The organism is Nostoc sp. 106C (assembly GCF_002154725.1).
Lineage (GTDB): Bacteria > Cyanobacteriota > Cyanobacteriia > Cyanobacteriales > Nostocaceae > Aulosira.
On the sequence record NZ_MTAW01000062.1, the window covers coordinates 13,563 to 29,295 of the forward strand.

Consider the following 15,733-nt stretch of genomic DNA (forward strand, 5'->3'; position numbering starts at 1 on the left):
AGCTAAGGACTGTTGACTATTGACTGCTTCATTTCTTGACTAATGACTCAAACTGTGAACCCATCTTTATCTCATTCTCCGATCCACCGTACTGTATTGAGCAATGGCATTGTCGTATTAGTGGCAGAAAACCCTGCGGCAGATATCATTGCAGCCCGAATTTTTGTCCGTGCTGGAAGTTGTGCTGAAAACCGGGAACAGGCCGGACTGGCACATCTGTTGTCAGCAGTCATGACAAAAGGATGTGATGGACTCTCCAGTTTAGAAATTGCTGAAAGAGTCGAATCAGTCGGAGCAAGTTTAAGTACTGATACCGCCAATGATTATTTTTTGCTGTCGCTGAAAACTGTTACCTCAGATTTTCAGGAAATCTTAGCATTGGCAGGATTGATGTTGCGATCGCCTACATTTCCTGAAACCCAAGTCGAACTTGAACGGCGTTTAGCACTCCAAGATATTCGCTCTCAAAAAGAGCAACCGTTTACCATTGCCTTCGACCAACTGCGACAAGCAATGTACCAAAATCATCCCTACGCGATGTCGGTACTGGGCGATGAAATAACTATGAGCAGCTTAACTGGTGCGGACTTAGTTAATTATCATCAGACTCATTTTCGTCCAGATAATGTGGTAATTAGTATTGCTGGACGAATTACACCAGTTGATGCAGTAAAACTGGTAGAAGAAGTGTTTGGTGATTGGCAATCTCCATCTGAAAAGTCACCAATATTGAATCTGCCCGAAATTCAAGTGCAACCGCAGTCCCAGCTTCAGCCTCTACAGACACAGCAATCCATCGTCATGCTCGGTTACTTAGGACCAGCAGTCAATTCTCCTGATTATGCCGCCTTGAAATTGCTGTCTACCTACTTGGGTAATGGGCTTTCTAGCCGCTTGTTTGTGGAATTGCGCGAAAAGCAAGGCTTAGCTTATGAAGTATCCGCATTTTATCCCACCAGGCTGTATCCGGCATCGTTTGTAGTTTACATGGGTACAGCGCCAGAAAATACCAGTATTGCTCTCCAAGGGTTGTGGAAAGAAGTAGATTTATTGTGTAGTACTGAGATATCCCCCAACGCACTCCAGGCTGCTAAGAACAAGATATTGGGACAGTACGCCCTAGGTAAACAAACCAACGGGCAAATTGCTCACATATATGGCTGGTATGAAACTTTGAGATTGGGAATTGAATATGACCACAATTTTCAGGAGCTAATTGCTGCTGTGAATGTAGCAGATGCAATGGCAGCAGCTTGCCGATATTTACAGGAACCTTACTTGTCTTTAGTGGGTCCAGAAGAAGCAATTAATAGTGCAATTGCTTAGTTTGTTCGTAAGAAAAACGCACCTGCTTTTTTCTAGGCTCAAGCGGCTGTACTATTAGCATCAGAAGATTCCGGTGGCATATACCATGAAAGGCAGCTTATCAGTAAGTATCTTGAGCTACTTAGATTTCTTAAAACCTTTTTCCTTGTTGAACGCCAACAAGTTTAATTGGTTACTTCTATTTTCTTCTGTGCCTGTGTTCATTGCTGCATCTACCGTGGTAACAATTGCAGCCCCACAGATAATCTCCCAAGCAACTCCGGCAGCAAACATCAACCGCCCTACCCTGAGTATTGGTAGCCAAGGAGAACGTGTATCTGAACTTCAGGCAGCTCTGAAATTGTTAGGCTTTTACACAGGTGCAGTGGATGGGATTTATAACACCACTACCGCTAGTGCCGTTTCTCGCTTTAAGCAAGCAGCTGGTTTGAATCCAGACGGTATTGTTGATCCCATTACTTGGCAAAGATTATTCCCCAGCCAACCAATAGCGGTATCGACAGTTCCTTCACCTAAGCCAACCTCTAGCTCAAAACCGACAGTAATTGTACCTTCCCAATCGAATAACATTAGGAGGACTACAACTACTCCTAGACCTGAGCCTAGACCTGCCCAGCCAAGACAGACTACAAATCCCAAGCCACAAAAAACTACAGTTCGTACTACAACAACTCGGACTACGCCAACTAGTACTCCACAAATCCCTCGTTTTGAACATACCCCTGGTATTCAATACACCACAGAAGGATTACCAATTTTGCGTTTGGGGAACCGTGGGTCTGAAGTAGGCAAATTGCAAGAAGTATTAAAAAGGTTGGGTTTCCTGGACAGTGATGTAGATGGAGACTTTGGCCCAACAACAGAAGCAGCAGTAAAAGCTGCACAAAGCCGCTATGGTCTAGAGGCTGATGGCGTAGCTGGTGGCGGTACATGGGAGGTGTTTTTGGGGCGATTGCAGCGCCAGCGTTAACGGCAAAGAGGACAAGGAAGCAGGAGGAAGACAAAGAGACGCAAAGACGCGGGGACACGGAGAAATGACTGTTGACTGTTGACTTTAGACTCTTAACAAAGGACAAATGACAAATGACAAATGACCAATGACAACTTGCTTATGAAACACTTTTTCTTAACTTGGCTCGGTACTGCGGTGGCTTTATTAATCACCTCTAAAATCGTGTACGGATTCGAGATCAAGACTTTCGTGGCTGCTCTGGTCGCTGCTGTTGTTATCGGGCTAGTTAATGCTTTTATTCGACCTATTTTGCGTGTTTTAGCGTTTCCGATTACCTTACTCACGTTTGGTTTATTCACTTTTGTGATCAATGCTTTGACTCTCTGGTTAGCTAGTGCGCTGACTCCTGGTTCTGGTTTTGAAATTAAAGGTTTCTTACCTGCTTTGTTGGGATCGATTGTGCTAGCGATTGTTTCTAGTGTAATTAACTATTTTCTGAGAGTGGTTGAATAATAAGCTAACCCGCCTTTAAGTTGCAGAATCCTTAGCCTCAGAAAGACACGGCGACGCGGAGAAAGGAAGACGCGGTGCAATTTTAATGATTATTAGCTTACTCGCCATTGTTTAAACTCCTTGAGCAACGGCTATCGTAACTGCTCCTGGTTCCTCCTCTACCCGAAAAATTTGTTTAGGAACTAAGCACCTTACTCCTACAGCAGTCAAAGACGGAGTGAGGTTAAATGAACTTGCATTTAGTTTGAGAAACTCATGAGTTGAACATATCTCATTTACTGTCTTGGATTGGCACTCGATATTAGCAGCTGCCAGAATAGCAGCGGCTTCGGCTACGCTAGGAGTTCCTATTGCTTGCTCGGTGATTTTAGCCGGGTTGGAGACACTGACGAGACGAAGAATTTCTCCAGGGAAGGTTTTTAAAGATAAATTGTATAGCTGGCAAAATTCTACTAAACCGACTTCTGAGGCTTTATTGTCGATGGTAGCAATACCTGCGATCGCACTTTGGTTTAGTTGATTTTCTTTAAACACTTGCTGAATTGCCTTTTCAATCAACTGTGTTGATGCACCTCGCTGACAACCAATTCCTACCCAAAAAACTTTTTCATTCACTATCAGCTTACTCTCCAATTAAATTTAAAATTTTTATTTTTTCTCTAAATTGCAGAAATAAGCGTGAATTAACCTTTTTGTATGAGTTGTATACTTTCAGGTTCAGTATTATACATAAAAACTGATCGTTAGAATACTTTTACCGAAAATGAAAAACTATATATTGTGTACATCTAGCACAGTAGGAAACGCCGAGGGAGAGACAAGGTAAAAGGTAAATGTCCTGATTAATCTTTAGTTCATTAATATGCTTGAGGCGCAAGCATTTTACCTTCTCTATCTTGGTGTTTCAATTTCTTCCTTCTTCGTTGCAGCAAGACTTTAGAAGTTGCGGCGGAGTTTTATTCTCTTCATTATTGCTTAAAACTTTTAATTGGAAATGGTATTTTAGCTTTATTTTAAACAAGATTGAAAACTTCATATAATCTTTGTTAAATCTAGTTTTTAATAATTGAGAATTTCTTTTAAAAAAATCTCTTATTTATCTCATCTTTATAACTTTAGTATTAATAAACACCAATATAAATACAGAAATTTATTCCACATTTAGATACGCAAAGAATAAAAATTCATTGCGCAGTAAATCTTAAGATTAGAAGTATGCTCTCCAAGAAAGTTCAGTTTTTTAGCGCCAGTGTCAAACCATCCCCAATGGGTATTAGACTCAGAGTAATCCGCTGGTCTTGATGTAACTTTTGATTAAAGGTGTGAATTTTGCGGGTTCTGTTATCCTGCACTTGAAGATCGGCAACTCTTCCCGACCACAGCACATTATCGATCGCAATTAGCCCACCCGCACGTACCAGTTGCAGCGATCGCTCATAATAAGCATCGTAGTTGCTCTTGTCAGCGTCAATAAACGCAAAATCAAAGGTTTCGGCTTCACCTGCTGCTAGCAAACTATCCAAAGTCTCTAAAGCTGGGGCAATATGCAGGTCAATTTTATCTGCCACCCCTGCTTGCTGCCAATAACGACGAGCGATCGCTGTAAACTCTTCGTTCACATCACAGGCTACCACCTTGCCATCACTGGGTAAAGCTAAAGCCACCACCAGCGTACTGTACCCCGTAAATACTCCTAGCTCTAAAGTTTTTTTAGCACCTATTAATTGCACCAGCAACGCCATAAATTGTCCTTGTTCAGGAGCAATTTGCATCCTAGCCATCGGATGCTGGGCTGTTTCATGGCGCAATTGAGCCAGGATTTCTGATTCTCGCAAAGAGACAGAAAGTAAATAATTATAAAGATGTGGTTCGAGTCCCAGAGTTTGATTTGTCATAAAAAGTGTAACTTTGGTTAAGCGATCGCTGCTCACTGACTATGCCAAACCTTAAAGATGATCACAACGCCTTGCGTGAAGTGTTAACCCATGCCAAAGCGATCGCTGTAGTTGGTCATTCGGATAAACGCGATCGTACCAGCTATCAAATCGCCCAATTTTTGAGGCGAGTAGGTTACATCGTCTATCCCGTTAACCCATTAGTTAAAGAAATTGATGGACAGCCTTGCTATCCTTCCCTGACGGAAATTCCAGATAGTGTGGATATTGTGAATATCTTTCGTCGTTCTGAGTATCTACCAGAAATTATAGAAACAGCAATTTCCATTAATGCTAAGACTGTGTGGGCACAACTAGGTATATCGGATCGTGCATCAGCACAAAAAGCTTTAGATGCTGGGTTAAACGTCATCATGGATGCTTGTATCAAAGTTGAGTATCTGCGGCTGGATGTAGGCAATACTAGAGGTGAGTAATAGTATCTAAATATGCAAGTTTGCCTCAGTATAAATTTGAGTTATACCATTGCGCTAACATCTTGTGAAATATAAATATCTGCCTTCTGCGTTACCCCAACCAGGAGCACCAAAAGTTGCCAATAACTATAATTTGGCACACTGAGAAACTATGGGTTGTGCTTCAGTATTTTTACTGCTACATTCTCTAATGAACTAGATTAAAAGCTAGCTCATTAGGGGCAGAGTTGTATAAGCAATCTCTGCAAGTTATCCACGAGACATTTGTCGGAAAAATTTAACGCCCGATCTGGAATAACACTCGACGGTTTTGTAAGAACTACATAACTGACCAAAAAAGGTGGAAGGATGAACATTTCGCCACTTCTAAGCTCATAGTTTACATTTCATCCTTTAGCTAACTTTTATCAATCAGAGGTTTCTGCAATGGTTATTGATTTATTGAGCCGCAAAAAGACTCACTTTGTCTTGTGGCGTCCCAACTATTTAGCAACAGCTCCCTCTCTCTACATTGGCAGCAGCAATCCCAAAGATTCCAGTCAAATAACTAAATTAGGAGAATTTCCGCTTCATCAATCTCCAGAATTCCCAGAACTGTGGGAAGTTTCACCGCAAGAGTGTGGTCTTAAAGAAGGACAAGTTTACTTTTACTGGTTTAAAGTCCGCAACACAGAACCTTATGACCCCGCCAATGCCAGCCAAATTCTTTATTGCACCGATCCCACAGCTACAACTGTAGATCGGCGGAAATCTGCACCTACACCGTCAGAACCAGGGGGAGTTGCCAGCTTTGATCCCGCAAGCGTGGTGCTATATCAAAATGGAACGCTGATTCCTTGCGATCCCGAAGGACAAACTGTGAATTGGGAAGGCGATACCTCTTTAGATACGCTACCAACCAATAATCGCTTGGTGATCTATGAATTACCTACCCGTTGGACAAAAATTAGTTCCAATGGATCGATTGAAGAAGGAAATGGCACATTTCGCGATGTTTTAGCACTGTTGATCCCAGAAGCGATCGCACCGACATTTCCGGCAATTCGGACTTTAAATAACCGTGCTCATCTTGTGGAACTTGGAGTCAATGCTTTGGAACTCCTACCGCCTGAAGATAGTGATGATAATTTGAATTGGGGTTACGGTACTGCAAATTATTTTGCAGCGGATTTCGATTTAGGACGCCCAGATAGTCAGTCAGCACCTACAGCTTCAACTGATTTAGCTAACCTGATTAAAGCTTGTCATCAACATGGTTTGCGGTTTTTTATCGACATTGTGATGGCATTCTCGCGAAATAATCCTTACCATAACGTTAATTTTTTGGATTTTTACCTCAAGTGGGGTAGTGGCGATCCAGAGCAAGGTAATAGAGATGGCTTTGGTGGAGATTTATTTAAGTACAACTATTGGGTGGAGGGTTACCACCCAATTACTGGGCAAAAATCGTGGTTTGTGCCAGCTCGTGAATACTTGAAGACCCATATAGCTCACTGGTTGGAATATTACCGGGTGGATGGTTTGCGGTTGGATAGTGTAAACAATGTTGCCAATTACGACTTTTTGCAAGAGTTTAAAGACTTTGCCCGCACCTTATGGGATAAAAGGGGAGGAGGAGGCGATCGCTTCCTCGTAGTTGGAGAAGAGTTAAGTGTACCTTTATCTCTGGTGCATCAAAATCGTTTAGATGGACTTTGGAACGAAAAATTCAAGCAAATCATCCGCCAGGTAATTTTAGGTAAAAGTGCTTGGGATGAACCTAGCTTTGAATGGAGTGTCCGCAAACTTATTGATTGCCAGAACTTAGGCTTTACAGATGGTTCTCAAGCTGTGAATTACCTAACTTCCCATGATGTTGGTGGTTATGGTAACGAACGTTTCTTTAATTACTTGGCTAGTAATGGCATTAATAATACTGAACCACGCATTAAGCTAGCCTTTGCCTGCTTGCTAACTGCTGTGGGCATTCCGATGATTCTCGCTGGAGACGAATTCGCCGATCAGCAGGATTTAGGACTCACAGACGAGCATGGTAGCTATAAACAGATTGACCCAGTTAACTACAGCCGTGTGAAAGACGATTGGCGACAACGCATTTTTCAATATGTTGCGCGATTGGTTCACTTGCGCAAATCTTCTGATGCTTTAGCTGTGAATGATACTCAGTTTATTCATAGTGACTTCAATGACGGCAAACGAGTTTTAGTTTGGCAGCGTGGTAATCAAGCCGATAATTTAGTAGTTGTGGTGGCAAATTTCTCTGACTACGGCACTCCTGGGGGTTATGAATACAAAGTTCCTAATTGGCCTGCAACCCCATCTGGTAAGCAGTGGAAAGAAATTACTCAAGAACGAATAGTGCCATCAGAATGGGTAGGTAGAGAAGGAATCTTCCCTTGGGAGGCTAAGGTTTACACACTCGTTTAATCTTCAACCAAGCTGGGACACATAAAAATGGCTTTGCTGATTGTGAGGATTGGCAAAGCCATTCGTTTTAGTAGAAACGACTCAGAAAGCGATCGCCACTTTAAATTGGACTTTCCACCCCCCATCCCCAACGCGGTAAAATCGCAAGAGCGCAAATTTAAGCTATGCATTGAGTGTGAAAACTGACAGCATTTTTTATCGTCTTTTTCGAGAATTTCCAGAGATATTTTTTGAATTAATTGGCAACCCATCCCAAACTGCGGAGGCTTATCAATTCTCCTCGATCGAAATTAAGCAAACTGCATTTCGCATAGATGGTGTGTTTCTGCCTACACAAGGAGAAATAAACCCAATTTACTTTGTCGAAGTCCAATTTCAACCCGACACAGAAATCTACTCACGCTTATTGTCAGAAATCTTTTTATACCTGCGTCAAAATCAACCGCAGAATTCCTGGCAAGGAGTAGTGATTTTTCCCACGCGCAGTCTAGACATATCAGATATCAATAATTACAGCGAATTATTTACTAGTCAGCGTGTTACTCGTATTTATCTTGATGAATTAGGTGAAACAGCATCACTACCAGTTGGTATTGCTACGATTAAATTAATAGTCGAAGATGAAGATACAGCAATTCTCACTGCTAGGGAGCTAATCGACAGAAGCCAACAAGAAATTAATACAGAATCAAAACAACGGCAGTTATTAGAATTGATAGAGACAATCTTGGTTTATAAGTTTCCGACTATGAGTCGAGAGGAAATAGAAGGTATGTTTGGTTTAAGTGAGTTGAAGCAGACAAGAGTCTATCAAGAAGCTAAACAAGAAGGCTTGAAAGAAGGCAAGCAAGAAGGACGCTTGGAAGCAAAATTAGAAGCTGTAAGTCGACTTTTAGCTTTGGGTTTGACAATAGAACAAATATCACAAGTTTTAGATTTGGAAATTGAACAAGTTGAACAAGCTGCTCAATTGAGAGGAGATTGAGAATATTTTCGCTTGGAATTATTTGATGCTAGTCCGGGATGTCTATGTCAGATCAACAAAATAAGTCGATTGTATTGCAAATGTACAACTCCTTCGATCAAGGCAATTTAGACAAAGTGCAGGAATCTCTTGCCCCAAATTTTGTTGCTCACATACCAGGTGCTAGCGAACCGCTGAATCGTGAAGCGTTCATGCAATCTGTACTGATGACTTTTCGTTCTGCCTTTCCTGATGGGATGCACCGATTTGAAGATGTAATTGCTGAGGATGATAAAGTCGTGACGCGCGGTACTTTTAGCGGTACTCATTTTGGAGAATTACAAGGTATTCCTCCCACAGGTAAGCAAATCACCATCCCATTCTTTCATATTGATCGCATCGTAGATGGTAAACTCGTGGAACACTGGGGTCAAAGTGACTTGCTAGGCTTGATGCAACAAGTGGGAATCATTCCAATACCAGGGCCAGGTTTGATTGTACGAAAATTATATTTGGCGTTAAGCAAAGCTATGCCGTTCGCGCAGCGTCTCCGCTAGGAGAAGGCTTATCGCTTCAATTACAAGTAAATTCAATCAAGACGCATCTTGATTAGAGAAATATTATTAATTTTGCATTTTGAATTCTTTGTATGCTTACTCTATCTCCTAGTCTCAAAGCTAGACTCTCCCAACCCCTAAAAATTGGATCGTTTGAAGTCAACAGCCGGGTTTTGCAGTCGCCTTTATCTGGGGTGACGGATATGGTGTTTCGCCGTTTGGTACGTCGCTATGCACCAGAGTCGATGATGTACACAGAAATGGTAAATGCTACGGGGTTGCATTATGTCAAGGAGTTGCCGAAAATCATGGAGGTAGACCCCAATGAACGACCAATTAGCATCCAGTTATTTGATTGTCGTCCAGATTTTTTGGCAGAAGCAGCAGTAAAAGCGGTTGCGGAAGGTGCTGATACTGTTGATATCAATATGGGGTGTCCAGTAAATAAGATTACCAAAAATGGTGGTGGATCTTCGCTATTACGTCAACCAGAAGTAGCAGAAGCTATTATGCGCGAAGTGGTGAAGGCTGTTGATGTACCAGTAACCGTAAAAACCCGTATTGGCTGGAACGACAAGGAAATTACTATTCTCGATTTTGCCAAGCGGATGGAAGATGCCGGAGCGAAAATGATTACGGTGCATGGACGCACCCGTGCCCAAGGGTACAATGGTCATGCTCGCTGGGAATGGATTGCGCGTGTTAAAGAAGTACTTTCTATCCCAGTCATTGGTAATGGAGATATTTTCTCAGTTGAGGCGGCGGTGAAATGCTTAGAGCAGACTGGCGCTGACGGGGTAATGTGTTCTCGTGGAACCCTAGGTTATCCCTTTTTGGTGGGAGAAGTTGATTACTTCTTGAAAACTGGAGAACTATTACCACCACCAACGCCAATTCAACGCCTGGAATGCGCGCGAGAACATTTACAGGCTTTGTGGGAATATAAAGGCGATCGCGGTGTACGTCAAGCTCGCAAGCACATGACTTGGTATGCTAAAGGGTTTGTAGGTGCTGCTGATTTGCGGGGACAGCTAAGTTTAGTAGAAACTGTCAATCAAGGTTTAGATTTGATTGATCGAGCAATTGAAAAATTAGCTAATGGTTATGAACTTGAAGTAGATACAGAATCGAACTTTGCTTTGATTTAATAGCCATCTAATTTTGGTAATTGGATTTTATTTATTCCACGTTTCTAACTAACGGGAGTATACCCTTCGTTTTTAACTGGCTAGTTTCCATTAATAAACTTCTTGCAAAAATCCGAATAAGAATAAAAAAACCACAGATGTAGACACAAAGTGGCTTCCCGTAGGGTAAACCGATAAACACAGATATTTATGTGTGGTTCGATTTTCAAAACATCGACTTATGCAAGAAGTCTAATGTAAAATCCCACCCATACAAGAGGTGGGATGAGTTTAATTTATATAAACTGTTGTTATTGACGACGAGGCGTATATCCTTCCGCTTCTAATTTCTTAATAGCTCTTGCGGCAGCTTCTTTTCCATATCTTATCCCAATTGCGGCTGATTCCCTTGAAAGTTGGGGGATAACCGTAAGTGTTTTTTGTCCTAATGGTGTTTGATAAAATGCAATAATTTGTTTTATCTCATCATTGGTAAAGTATTTATTATAAATAGGAATAAACTCATTGATCATGTCATCTGGTTTTAGTTCTGCTAAAAAAGTATCCCAAAATTTTTGCGGTACTTGAGGATATTCACCTTTCAAGGCTACGAACATTTGATTGATGACTTGTCGTGAAAGATTTCTTGCACCAGTTATTTCTAATAATTTCTTTATGTTATTTATTTTGTCTGTATCTTGAGCATTTGGAGTTGGCCCAGTCGAATTATTAGGAGTTTGAGCAAAAGCAACTCCGTTAAAAGTGGCGATTAGTGAAATAGCAACAGCCGAAATTAAAAGTTTCATTTTCATATTATTTATTTGGGACCAATTATCAATTGAAAAAAGCTTGAAGACTTTTATAATATAAAGAACAGGACCCAACAAATAGATTATTAATGTTGAGTTTGCTATCCTTAGTTCAAACGAAAATTCAACTTAACTTGATATGCTAAAGGATTTGTTTACAAATTGCCCATTGTAGATAACACCTAGAGTTATTAACTTATGTACAATAGATTACCATCTAGCTAGCACTAAATCTACACCAGTAATTAACTCTTGTGGCATAGTTTATGTGGGCATTTGGCGAATATACCTTGCCCATTTACTAAAGTTTATACCTAGAAAGCAGTTAGCGATTCCCCTTAAAGAAAACTTTGGGCTTTGCTGAAATTACTTACTATCCCTTTAAAAACTTTGGTAGTAAATTCGTGATGAATGCTGAGGTGGTTATCAGTTTTCAACAGAGAAGCTAAGTAGGTCGGCGTGAATATTTATCGTTGGGATGAGGCAGGAGGCAGTCCCAATGAAAAAATTTCACCACCATGAATGAAAATATGGTAGCCTCCAAGATAAGGCTGATACAAGCGAGGTTGTTCCTTCAGTAGAGCGCCAGAGCCTGAGAGGCAGTCGAACCCGGATATCGAGAGGCATTGCCAATTGTCGCTACTAGACTATTTGAAAGTTTTAGTAAGCACGCAAGTCAGAATCTACCAACAGAGATATCCACGAATTAGCCACGCCAGTTGCTCAACTTGGGGAGACCCCAAGACCGCACTGGCTCCCCTATCAATTTGATGCTTTTGTAGTAGGTCAAGGGAGATGCAGGTAGTCTACAGTCGTTGTGCGGGCTTGGATGTACATAAAAAGAGCGTAGTAGCTTGTGTCATCACTCCCAATGATTCGAGAGGATGGCACAAGGAGATTCGGACATTCAGCACCATGACTAAAGACTTGTTAAATCTTTGTGACTGGTTAACAAGTCATGATTGTACCCATGTAGCGATGGAAAGTACTGGAGAGTACTGGCGGCCTGTTTTTAATATCTTGGAAGGCAACTTTGAAGTTATTTTAGTCAACGCCCGCCATATGAAAGCGGTGCCAGGACGAAAAACAGACATCAAAGATGCTCAATGGATAGCCGAACTACTACAGCATGGGCTGCTACGTCCCAGTTTGATCCCACCTATCGAGCACAGAGACTTGCGTGACTTAACCCGTCATCGTAGTAACTTTATTCGCGAACGAGTTAATTTGGTCAACCGAGTCCAAAAAGTACTCGAAGCCGCCAATATCAAACTCGCCTCAGTTGCAAGCGATGTCATGGGGGTATCAGGACGAGCAATGCTGGCTGCGATTGTCGAGGGTAATAGTACTCCCGAACTAATGGCGGGTCTGGCAAAAGGGACAATGACCAAAAAGCATGATTTGCTCGTTTCCGCTCTTGAGGGGCGAGTTCGTCCCCATCAAAAGTTTATCCTTGCCCAGCTACTAGCTCAAATTGATAGTATTGACTCATCGATTGAACTTTTCGACCAACAAATCGAGGAGTATTGCCACCCTTTCGAGGCAGCAGTTGAGTTAGTTGACACGATACCTGGTATCGCACGTCGAACTGCTGAGATTATTGTCTCGGAAATTGGCACAGATATGAGCCGTTTTCCCAGTGCCGAACATTTAGCGGCTTGGGCTGGGGTTGCCCCTGGCAATTATGAAAGTGGCGGTAAAAAGCTTTCTGACAGCACCCGCAAAGGTAATCGAGTTTTACGAACTATTTTGGTTCAAGCTGCCCATGCTTTGGCTCGGACGAAAACTTACCTTGCTGCCCAGTTTCGTCGTCTGGCTGCACGCAGAGGTAAAAAACGCGCTGCGGTTGCTGTTGCACACTCAATTTTAGTGATTGCATATCATCTCATATCCCGCCAAGAACCTTACAAAGATTTAGGAGCTGATTATTTTGACAAACAACGACCAGAAAGTGTTAAAAAACGCTTGATTAAACGCTTAGAAAAGCTTGGTTATCAAGTTAATCTTGAGCCTGTTCCAGTTGCAAGTTAAACCCGCAATCAATATTTTAGTTTTGGCTGTCGCCATTCAACGACTTCAGCCACATACCGTTGTTGAGTTTTTGCCCAAGTTTGATTTTCAAGTCAGTCAATCACGGGAAAAACCCACAACCAAGCATGAAAGTATGATATTTTCCCCAATGGTACTCCAAATAGAGGTTGTGGTTCAGTAGTGCAAAATTAGCCTGAAAGTCAGTCTAGCCGCGATACTCATTCAAGCACAACCAAATGTCGCAAGCGTGTAGAATCAGGCACGCAAAGCACGCCAGCTAGAATTTTAGCAATTTGAGTATCTTTGGAGTACCACCTTAAAACCAAAAAAAAAGTTTTCTTTGTTTGGATATGAGGTGAGTTATGGAAGTAGTTTACACCCATTGTGCAGGACTTGATGTACACAAAAAAACAGTAACTGCTTGTGTAATTACCCCCAAGGAAAAAGGAGGATGTCGAAGAGAAACTCGAACATTTGAAACCCATACCAATAGCCTTTTGAATATGCTTGATTGGTTGGTGAGTCTCGGTTGTACCCATGTAGCAATGGAAAGTACAGGGGAGTATTGGCGACCAGTATTCAACATATTAGAAACGAGCTTAGAAGTGATGTTAGTTAACGCTCGTCACGTGAAAAACGTTCCAGGGCGTAAAACCGATGTTAAAGACTCTCAATGGCTGGCCGAACTATTACAGCATGGGTTGTTAAGTCCAAGTTTTATTCCACCGAAACCACAACGAGATTTGCGGGACTTGATTCGCCACCGCCAAAATTTTGTGCGCGAACGTTCAAATTTAGTCAACCGCATCCAAAAAGTACTGGAAGCAGCGAATATAAAACTTGCATCTGTGGCCACAGATATTATGGGGGTGTCTGGACGTGCCATGCTCAAGGCAATAATTGCTGGCAATACAAATCCAGAGCAAATAGCACAATTAGCTCGTGGTCAATTGCGTTCAAAACAAGAGCAGTTAACCCAAGCTTTGATCGGTCGAGTTCAACCTCATCATCGTTTTATTCTGGCGCAATTACTCTCTCAAGTTGAAAGTCTCGACGCGGTAATTCAACAATTCGATTCACAAATCGAGGAATACTGCCGCCCTTTTGAGCAAGTAGTGGAACTACTTGACAGCATACCTGGTGTTGCCCGCAAAGCTGCGGAAGTTATTGTTTGTGAAATCGGTACTGATATGAGTCGGTTTAAAAGCGCGGCTCATTTGGCTGCTTGGGCTGGTTTAGCTCCTGGCAATTGTGAGAGTGCTGGCAAAAGATTATCTTCTTTTAGCCGTCAAGGTAATCGCAGTTTAAAAACTATCCTTGTACAAGCTGCATGGGCTGCCTCTAGAACCAAAACCTACTTGGCTGCCCAATTTCGCCGTTTGTCTGCTCGACGAGGGGCTAAAAGGGCAGCAGTTGCCGTAGCCCACTCAATTCTAGTGATTGCGTATCATCTGATTCTACGTAATACTCCTTACTCTGAACTCGGTGCTGATTACTTTGAGTGCCATGAGAAACCACAGCTCAAGAAGAAGCGTTTGATTAAACAGTTAGAGAAACTCGGTTATCAAGTTAATCTAACTGAGATTGCCATTGCATCATAATTCACCTCAACTACTCCTGATGTTAATTACCTGCTGTCAAGCGAATTTTTTCAACCACAGCAAAACATTGACGCTGGCTACCTCCGCCCAAAGCTCTTTTTCTAGCTAGAAGGTGAGCCAGCGCGGTCTTGGGGGTTTCCCCCATGAGCGACTGGCGAACCCAAAGGGCAGGAGGGAAGAGGGTTTAAGCCTATTTGATTTTTCAAAACATAGTTTTGTTTTTCCACAACGTTCTACTTAACGCTCTTTAATCACTCTCGTGAGATAAAAATCTACAACCCTTATTATGCCGGACTTTTATAAATTTAGGCGTAGGTTGGGTTGAGGAACGAAACCCAACATCCTTAAACCTTGATCTAGTTGGGTTTCACTGCGTTCAAACGCCACTTCACTCAAGTCGGGAAACCCGCCCACGTGAGTGGCTCCCCAACCTACATTTATTTTCTCTCCCCAAAGTGACGGAAGAGCGTTAAACTAGAGACTTTTTCCTTCTTGAAATTGTATATGCCAGATGTGAATGAGCAAAGTGACCGTACTCAAATCAGCTTAAAAAAAATCTTCTTACTTGTTGGAGTTGGAGCGTTACCAGTGGGAGTTTTAACTCTTTTTATTCAAGTTTCACCAAGCTGTGGCTGTAGTGATGGCAGTCGGGCGACAATTGGCAGTTTTACCAGAGCACAACAAGCATATTTCTTGGAACAATCAGCTTTTGCTGAATCTTATAGATCGTTAGGGCTTGGAGATGGGGATGCACCACCAGCAACGACTCGCTATCGATATACCGTAGAAATGAGTAAAGATAGGTCATTTATCTATGCAACTCCTACTAAAGAACTCCCAACTGATTTTTTCGGGTTAGGTCTGATGAAGAAGGGCCGTAGCAGCCTTGTGGGTGCAGTTGCTTACGATCAAAAGAATAAATTTACTGTCTCAATAATGTGCCGCTCCCTGAAAGACACATTAGAGCAACCTCCCAAACCCGTTTTCAACGAAGATAAGTTTACCTGCCCTATAGGTTTTAAAACGATGGAATAAAATGCGTTGGTCTAGTGGAC

General features: G+C 42.1%; 15 protein-coding genes. 12 read left to right on the forward strand and 3 right to left on the reverse strand.

Annotation, left to right across the window (positions count from 1 at the left end; all coding sequences use genetic code 11):
- Positions 1–42 precede the first annotated feature (42 nt).
- The 3 genes from BV375_RS05595 (at position 43) to BV375_RS05605 (ending at position 2,791) form a co-directional block, all read left to right on the forward strand.
- Positions 43–1,326, forward strand: a complete 1,284-nt coding sequence (locus tag BV375_RS05595; RefSeq protein ID WP_086758153.1) for a pitrilysin family protein — start codon at positions 43–45, stop codon at positions 1,324–1,326.
- A gap of 85 nt (positions 1,327–1,411) precedes the next feature.
- Positions 1,412–2,296 carry a peptidoglycan-binding domain-containing protein gene (locus tag BV375_RS05600; protein ID WP_086758155.1) on the forward strand — a complete coding sequence of 295 codons (885 nt, stop codon included), beginning with the start codon at positions 1,412–1,414 and terminating at the stop codon, positions 2,294–2,296.
- Between the two features lie 141 nt (positions 2,297–2,437).
- Positions 2,438–2,791, forward strand: coding sequence for a phage holin family protein (locus BV375_RS05605; RefSeq protein WP_086758358.1), 354 nt, complete (start codon positions 2,438–2,440; stop codon positions 2,789–2,791).
- A 111-nt stretch (positions 2,792–2,902) separates the two neighbouring features.
- Here the strand turns inward: BV375_RS05605 and BV375_RS05610 are convergent, their stop codons facing one another.
- Both BV375_RS05610 and BV375_RS05615 read right to left on the reverse strand, forming a co-directional pair.
- A complete protein-coding gene (locus BV375_RS05610; protein WP_243713854.1) occupies positions 2,903–3,406 on the reverse strand; it encodes a cobalamin biosynthesis protein in 504 nt (167 codons plus the stop codon).
- A gap of 617 nt (positions 3,407–4,023) precedes the next feature.
- Positions 4,024–4,686 (reverse strand): class I SAM-dependent methyltransferase, encoded by a 663-nt coding sequence (locus BV375_RS05615; protein ID WP_086758160.1) that lies wholly within the window; start codon positions 4,684–4,686, stop codon positions 4,024–4,026.
- A 41-nt stretch (positions 4,687–4,727) separates the two neighbouring features.
- On the opposite strand from BV375_RS05615, the gene BV375_RS05620 reads away from it, so the two are divergent.
- The 5 genes from BV375_RS05620 (at position 4,728) to dusB (ending at position 10,258) form a co-directional block, all read left to right on the forward strand.
- A complete protein-coding gene (locus BV375_RS05620) occupies positions 4,728–5,162 on the forward strand; it encodes a CoA-binding protein (RefSeq protein WP_086758162.1) in 435 nt (144 codons plus the stop codon).
- Positions 5,163–5,588: 426 nt separating this feature from the next.
- A complete protein-coding gene (locus BV375_RS05625) occupies positions 5,589–7,589 on the forward strand; it encodes an alpha-amylase family glycosyl hydrolase (protein WP_086758164.1) in 2,001 nt (666 codons plus the stop codon).
- Between the two features lie 175 nt (positions 7,590–7,764).
- Entirely contained in the window at positions 7,765–8,574 is an 810-nt protein-coding gene (locus BV375_RS05630) for an Rpn family recombination-promoting nuclease/putative transposase (protein ID WP_086758166.1), read from the forward strand.
- Between the two features lie 44 nt (positions 8,575–8,618).
- Complete coding sequence (locus BV375_RS05635) at positions 8,619–9,110, forward strand: ester cyclase (RefSeq protein ID WP_086758169.1); 492 nt, start codon at positions 8,619–8,621, stop codon at positions 9,108–9,110.
- Positions 9,111–9,202: 92 nt separating this feature from the next.
- Positions 9,203–10,258, forward strand: a complete 1,056-nt coding sequence (gene dusB / locus BV375_RS05640; RefSeq protein WP_086758171.1) for a tRNA dihydrouridine synthase DusB — start codon at positions 9,203–9,205, stop codon at positions 10,256–10,258.
- A gap of 290 nt (positions 10,259–10,548) precedes the next feature.
- Here the strand turns inward: dusB and BV375_RS05645 are convergent, their stop codons facing one another.
- On the reverse strand, positions 10,549–11,049 hold the full coding sequence (locus tag BV375_RS05645) for a DUF2059 domain-containing protein (RefSeq protein WP_086836071.1): 501 nt from the start codon (positions 11,047–11,049) through the stop codon (positions 10,549–10,551).
- Between the two features lie 792 nt (positions 11,050–11,841).
- Between BV375_RS05645 and BV375_RS05650 the strand changes: the two genes are divergently transcribed.
- The 4 genes from BV375_RS05650 (at position 11,842) to BV375_RS05665 (ending at position 15,713) form a co-directional block, all read left to right on the forward strand.
- Positions 11,842–13,077: an IS110 family transposase gene (locus BV375_RS05650; RefSeq protein WP_086758176.1), complete on the forward strand. Its 1,236-nt coding sequence runs from the start codon at positions 11,842–11,844 to the stop codon at positions 13,075–13,077.
- Complete coding sequence (locus BV375_RS05655) at positions 13,067–13,258, forward strand: hypothetical protein (RefSeq protein WP_086758179.1); 192 nt, start codon at positions 13,067–13,069, stop codon at positions 13,256–13,258. Before BV375_RS05650 ends, BV375_RS05655 begins: the two co-directional genes overlap by 11 nt.
- A 181-nt stretch (positions 13,259–13,439) precedes the next feature.
- Positions 13,440–14,678, forward strand: coding sequence for an IS110 family transposase (locus tag BV375_RS05660; RefSeq protein WP_086758182.1), 1,239 nt, complete (start codon positions 13,440–13,442; stop codon positions 14,676–14,678).
- Between the two features lie 504 nt (positions 14,679–15,182).
- A complete protein-coding gene (locus BV375_RS05665; protein WP_086758184.1) occupies positions 15,183–15,713 on the forward strand; it encodes a type IV pilin-like G/H family protein in 531 nt (176 codons plus the stop codon).
- Positions 15,714–15,733: the final 20 nt, after the last annotated feature.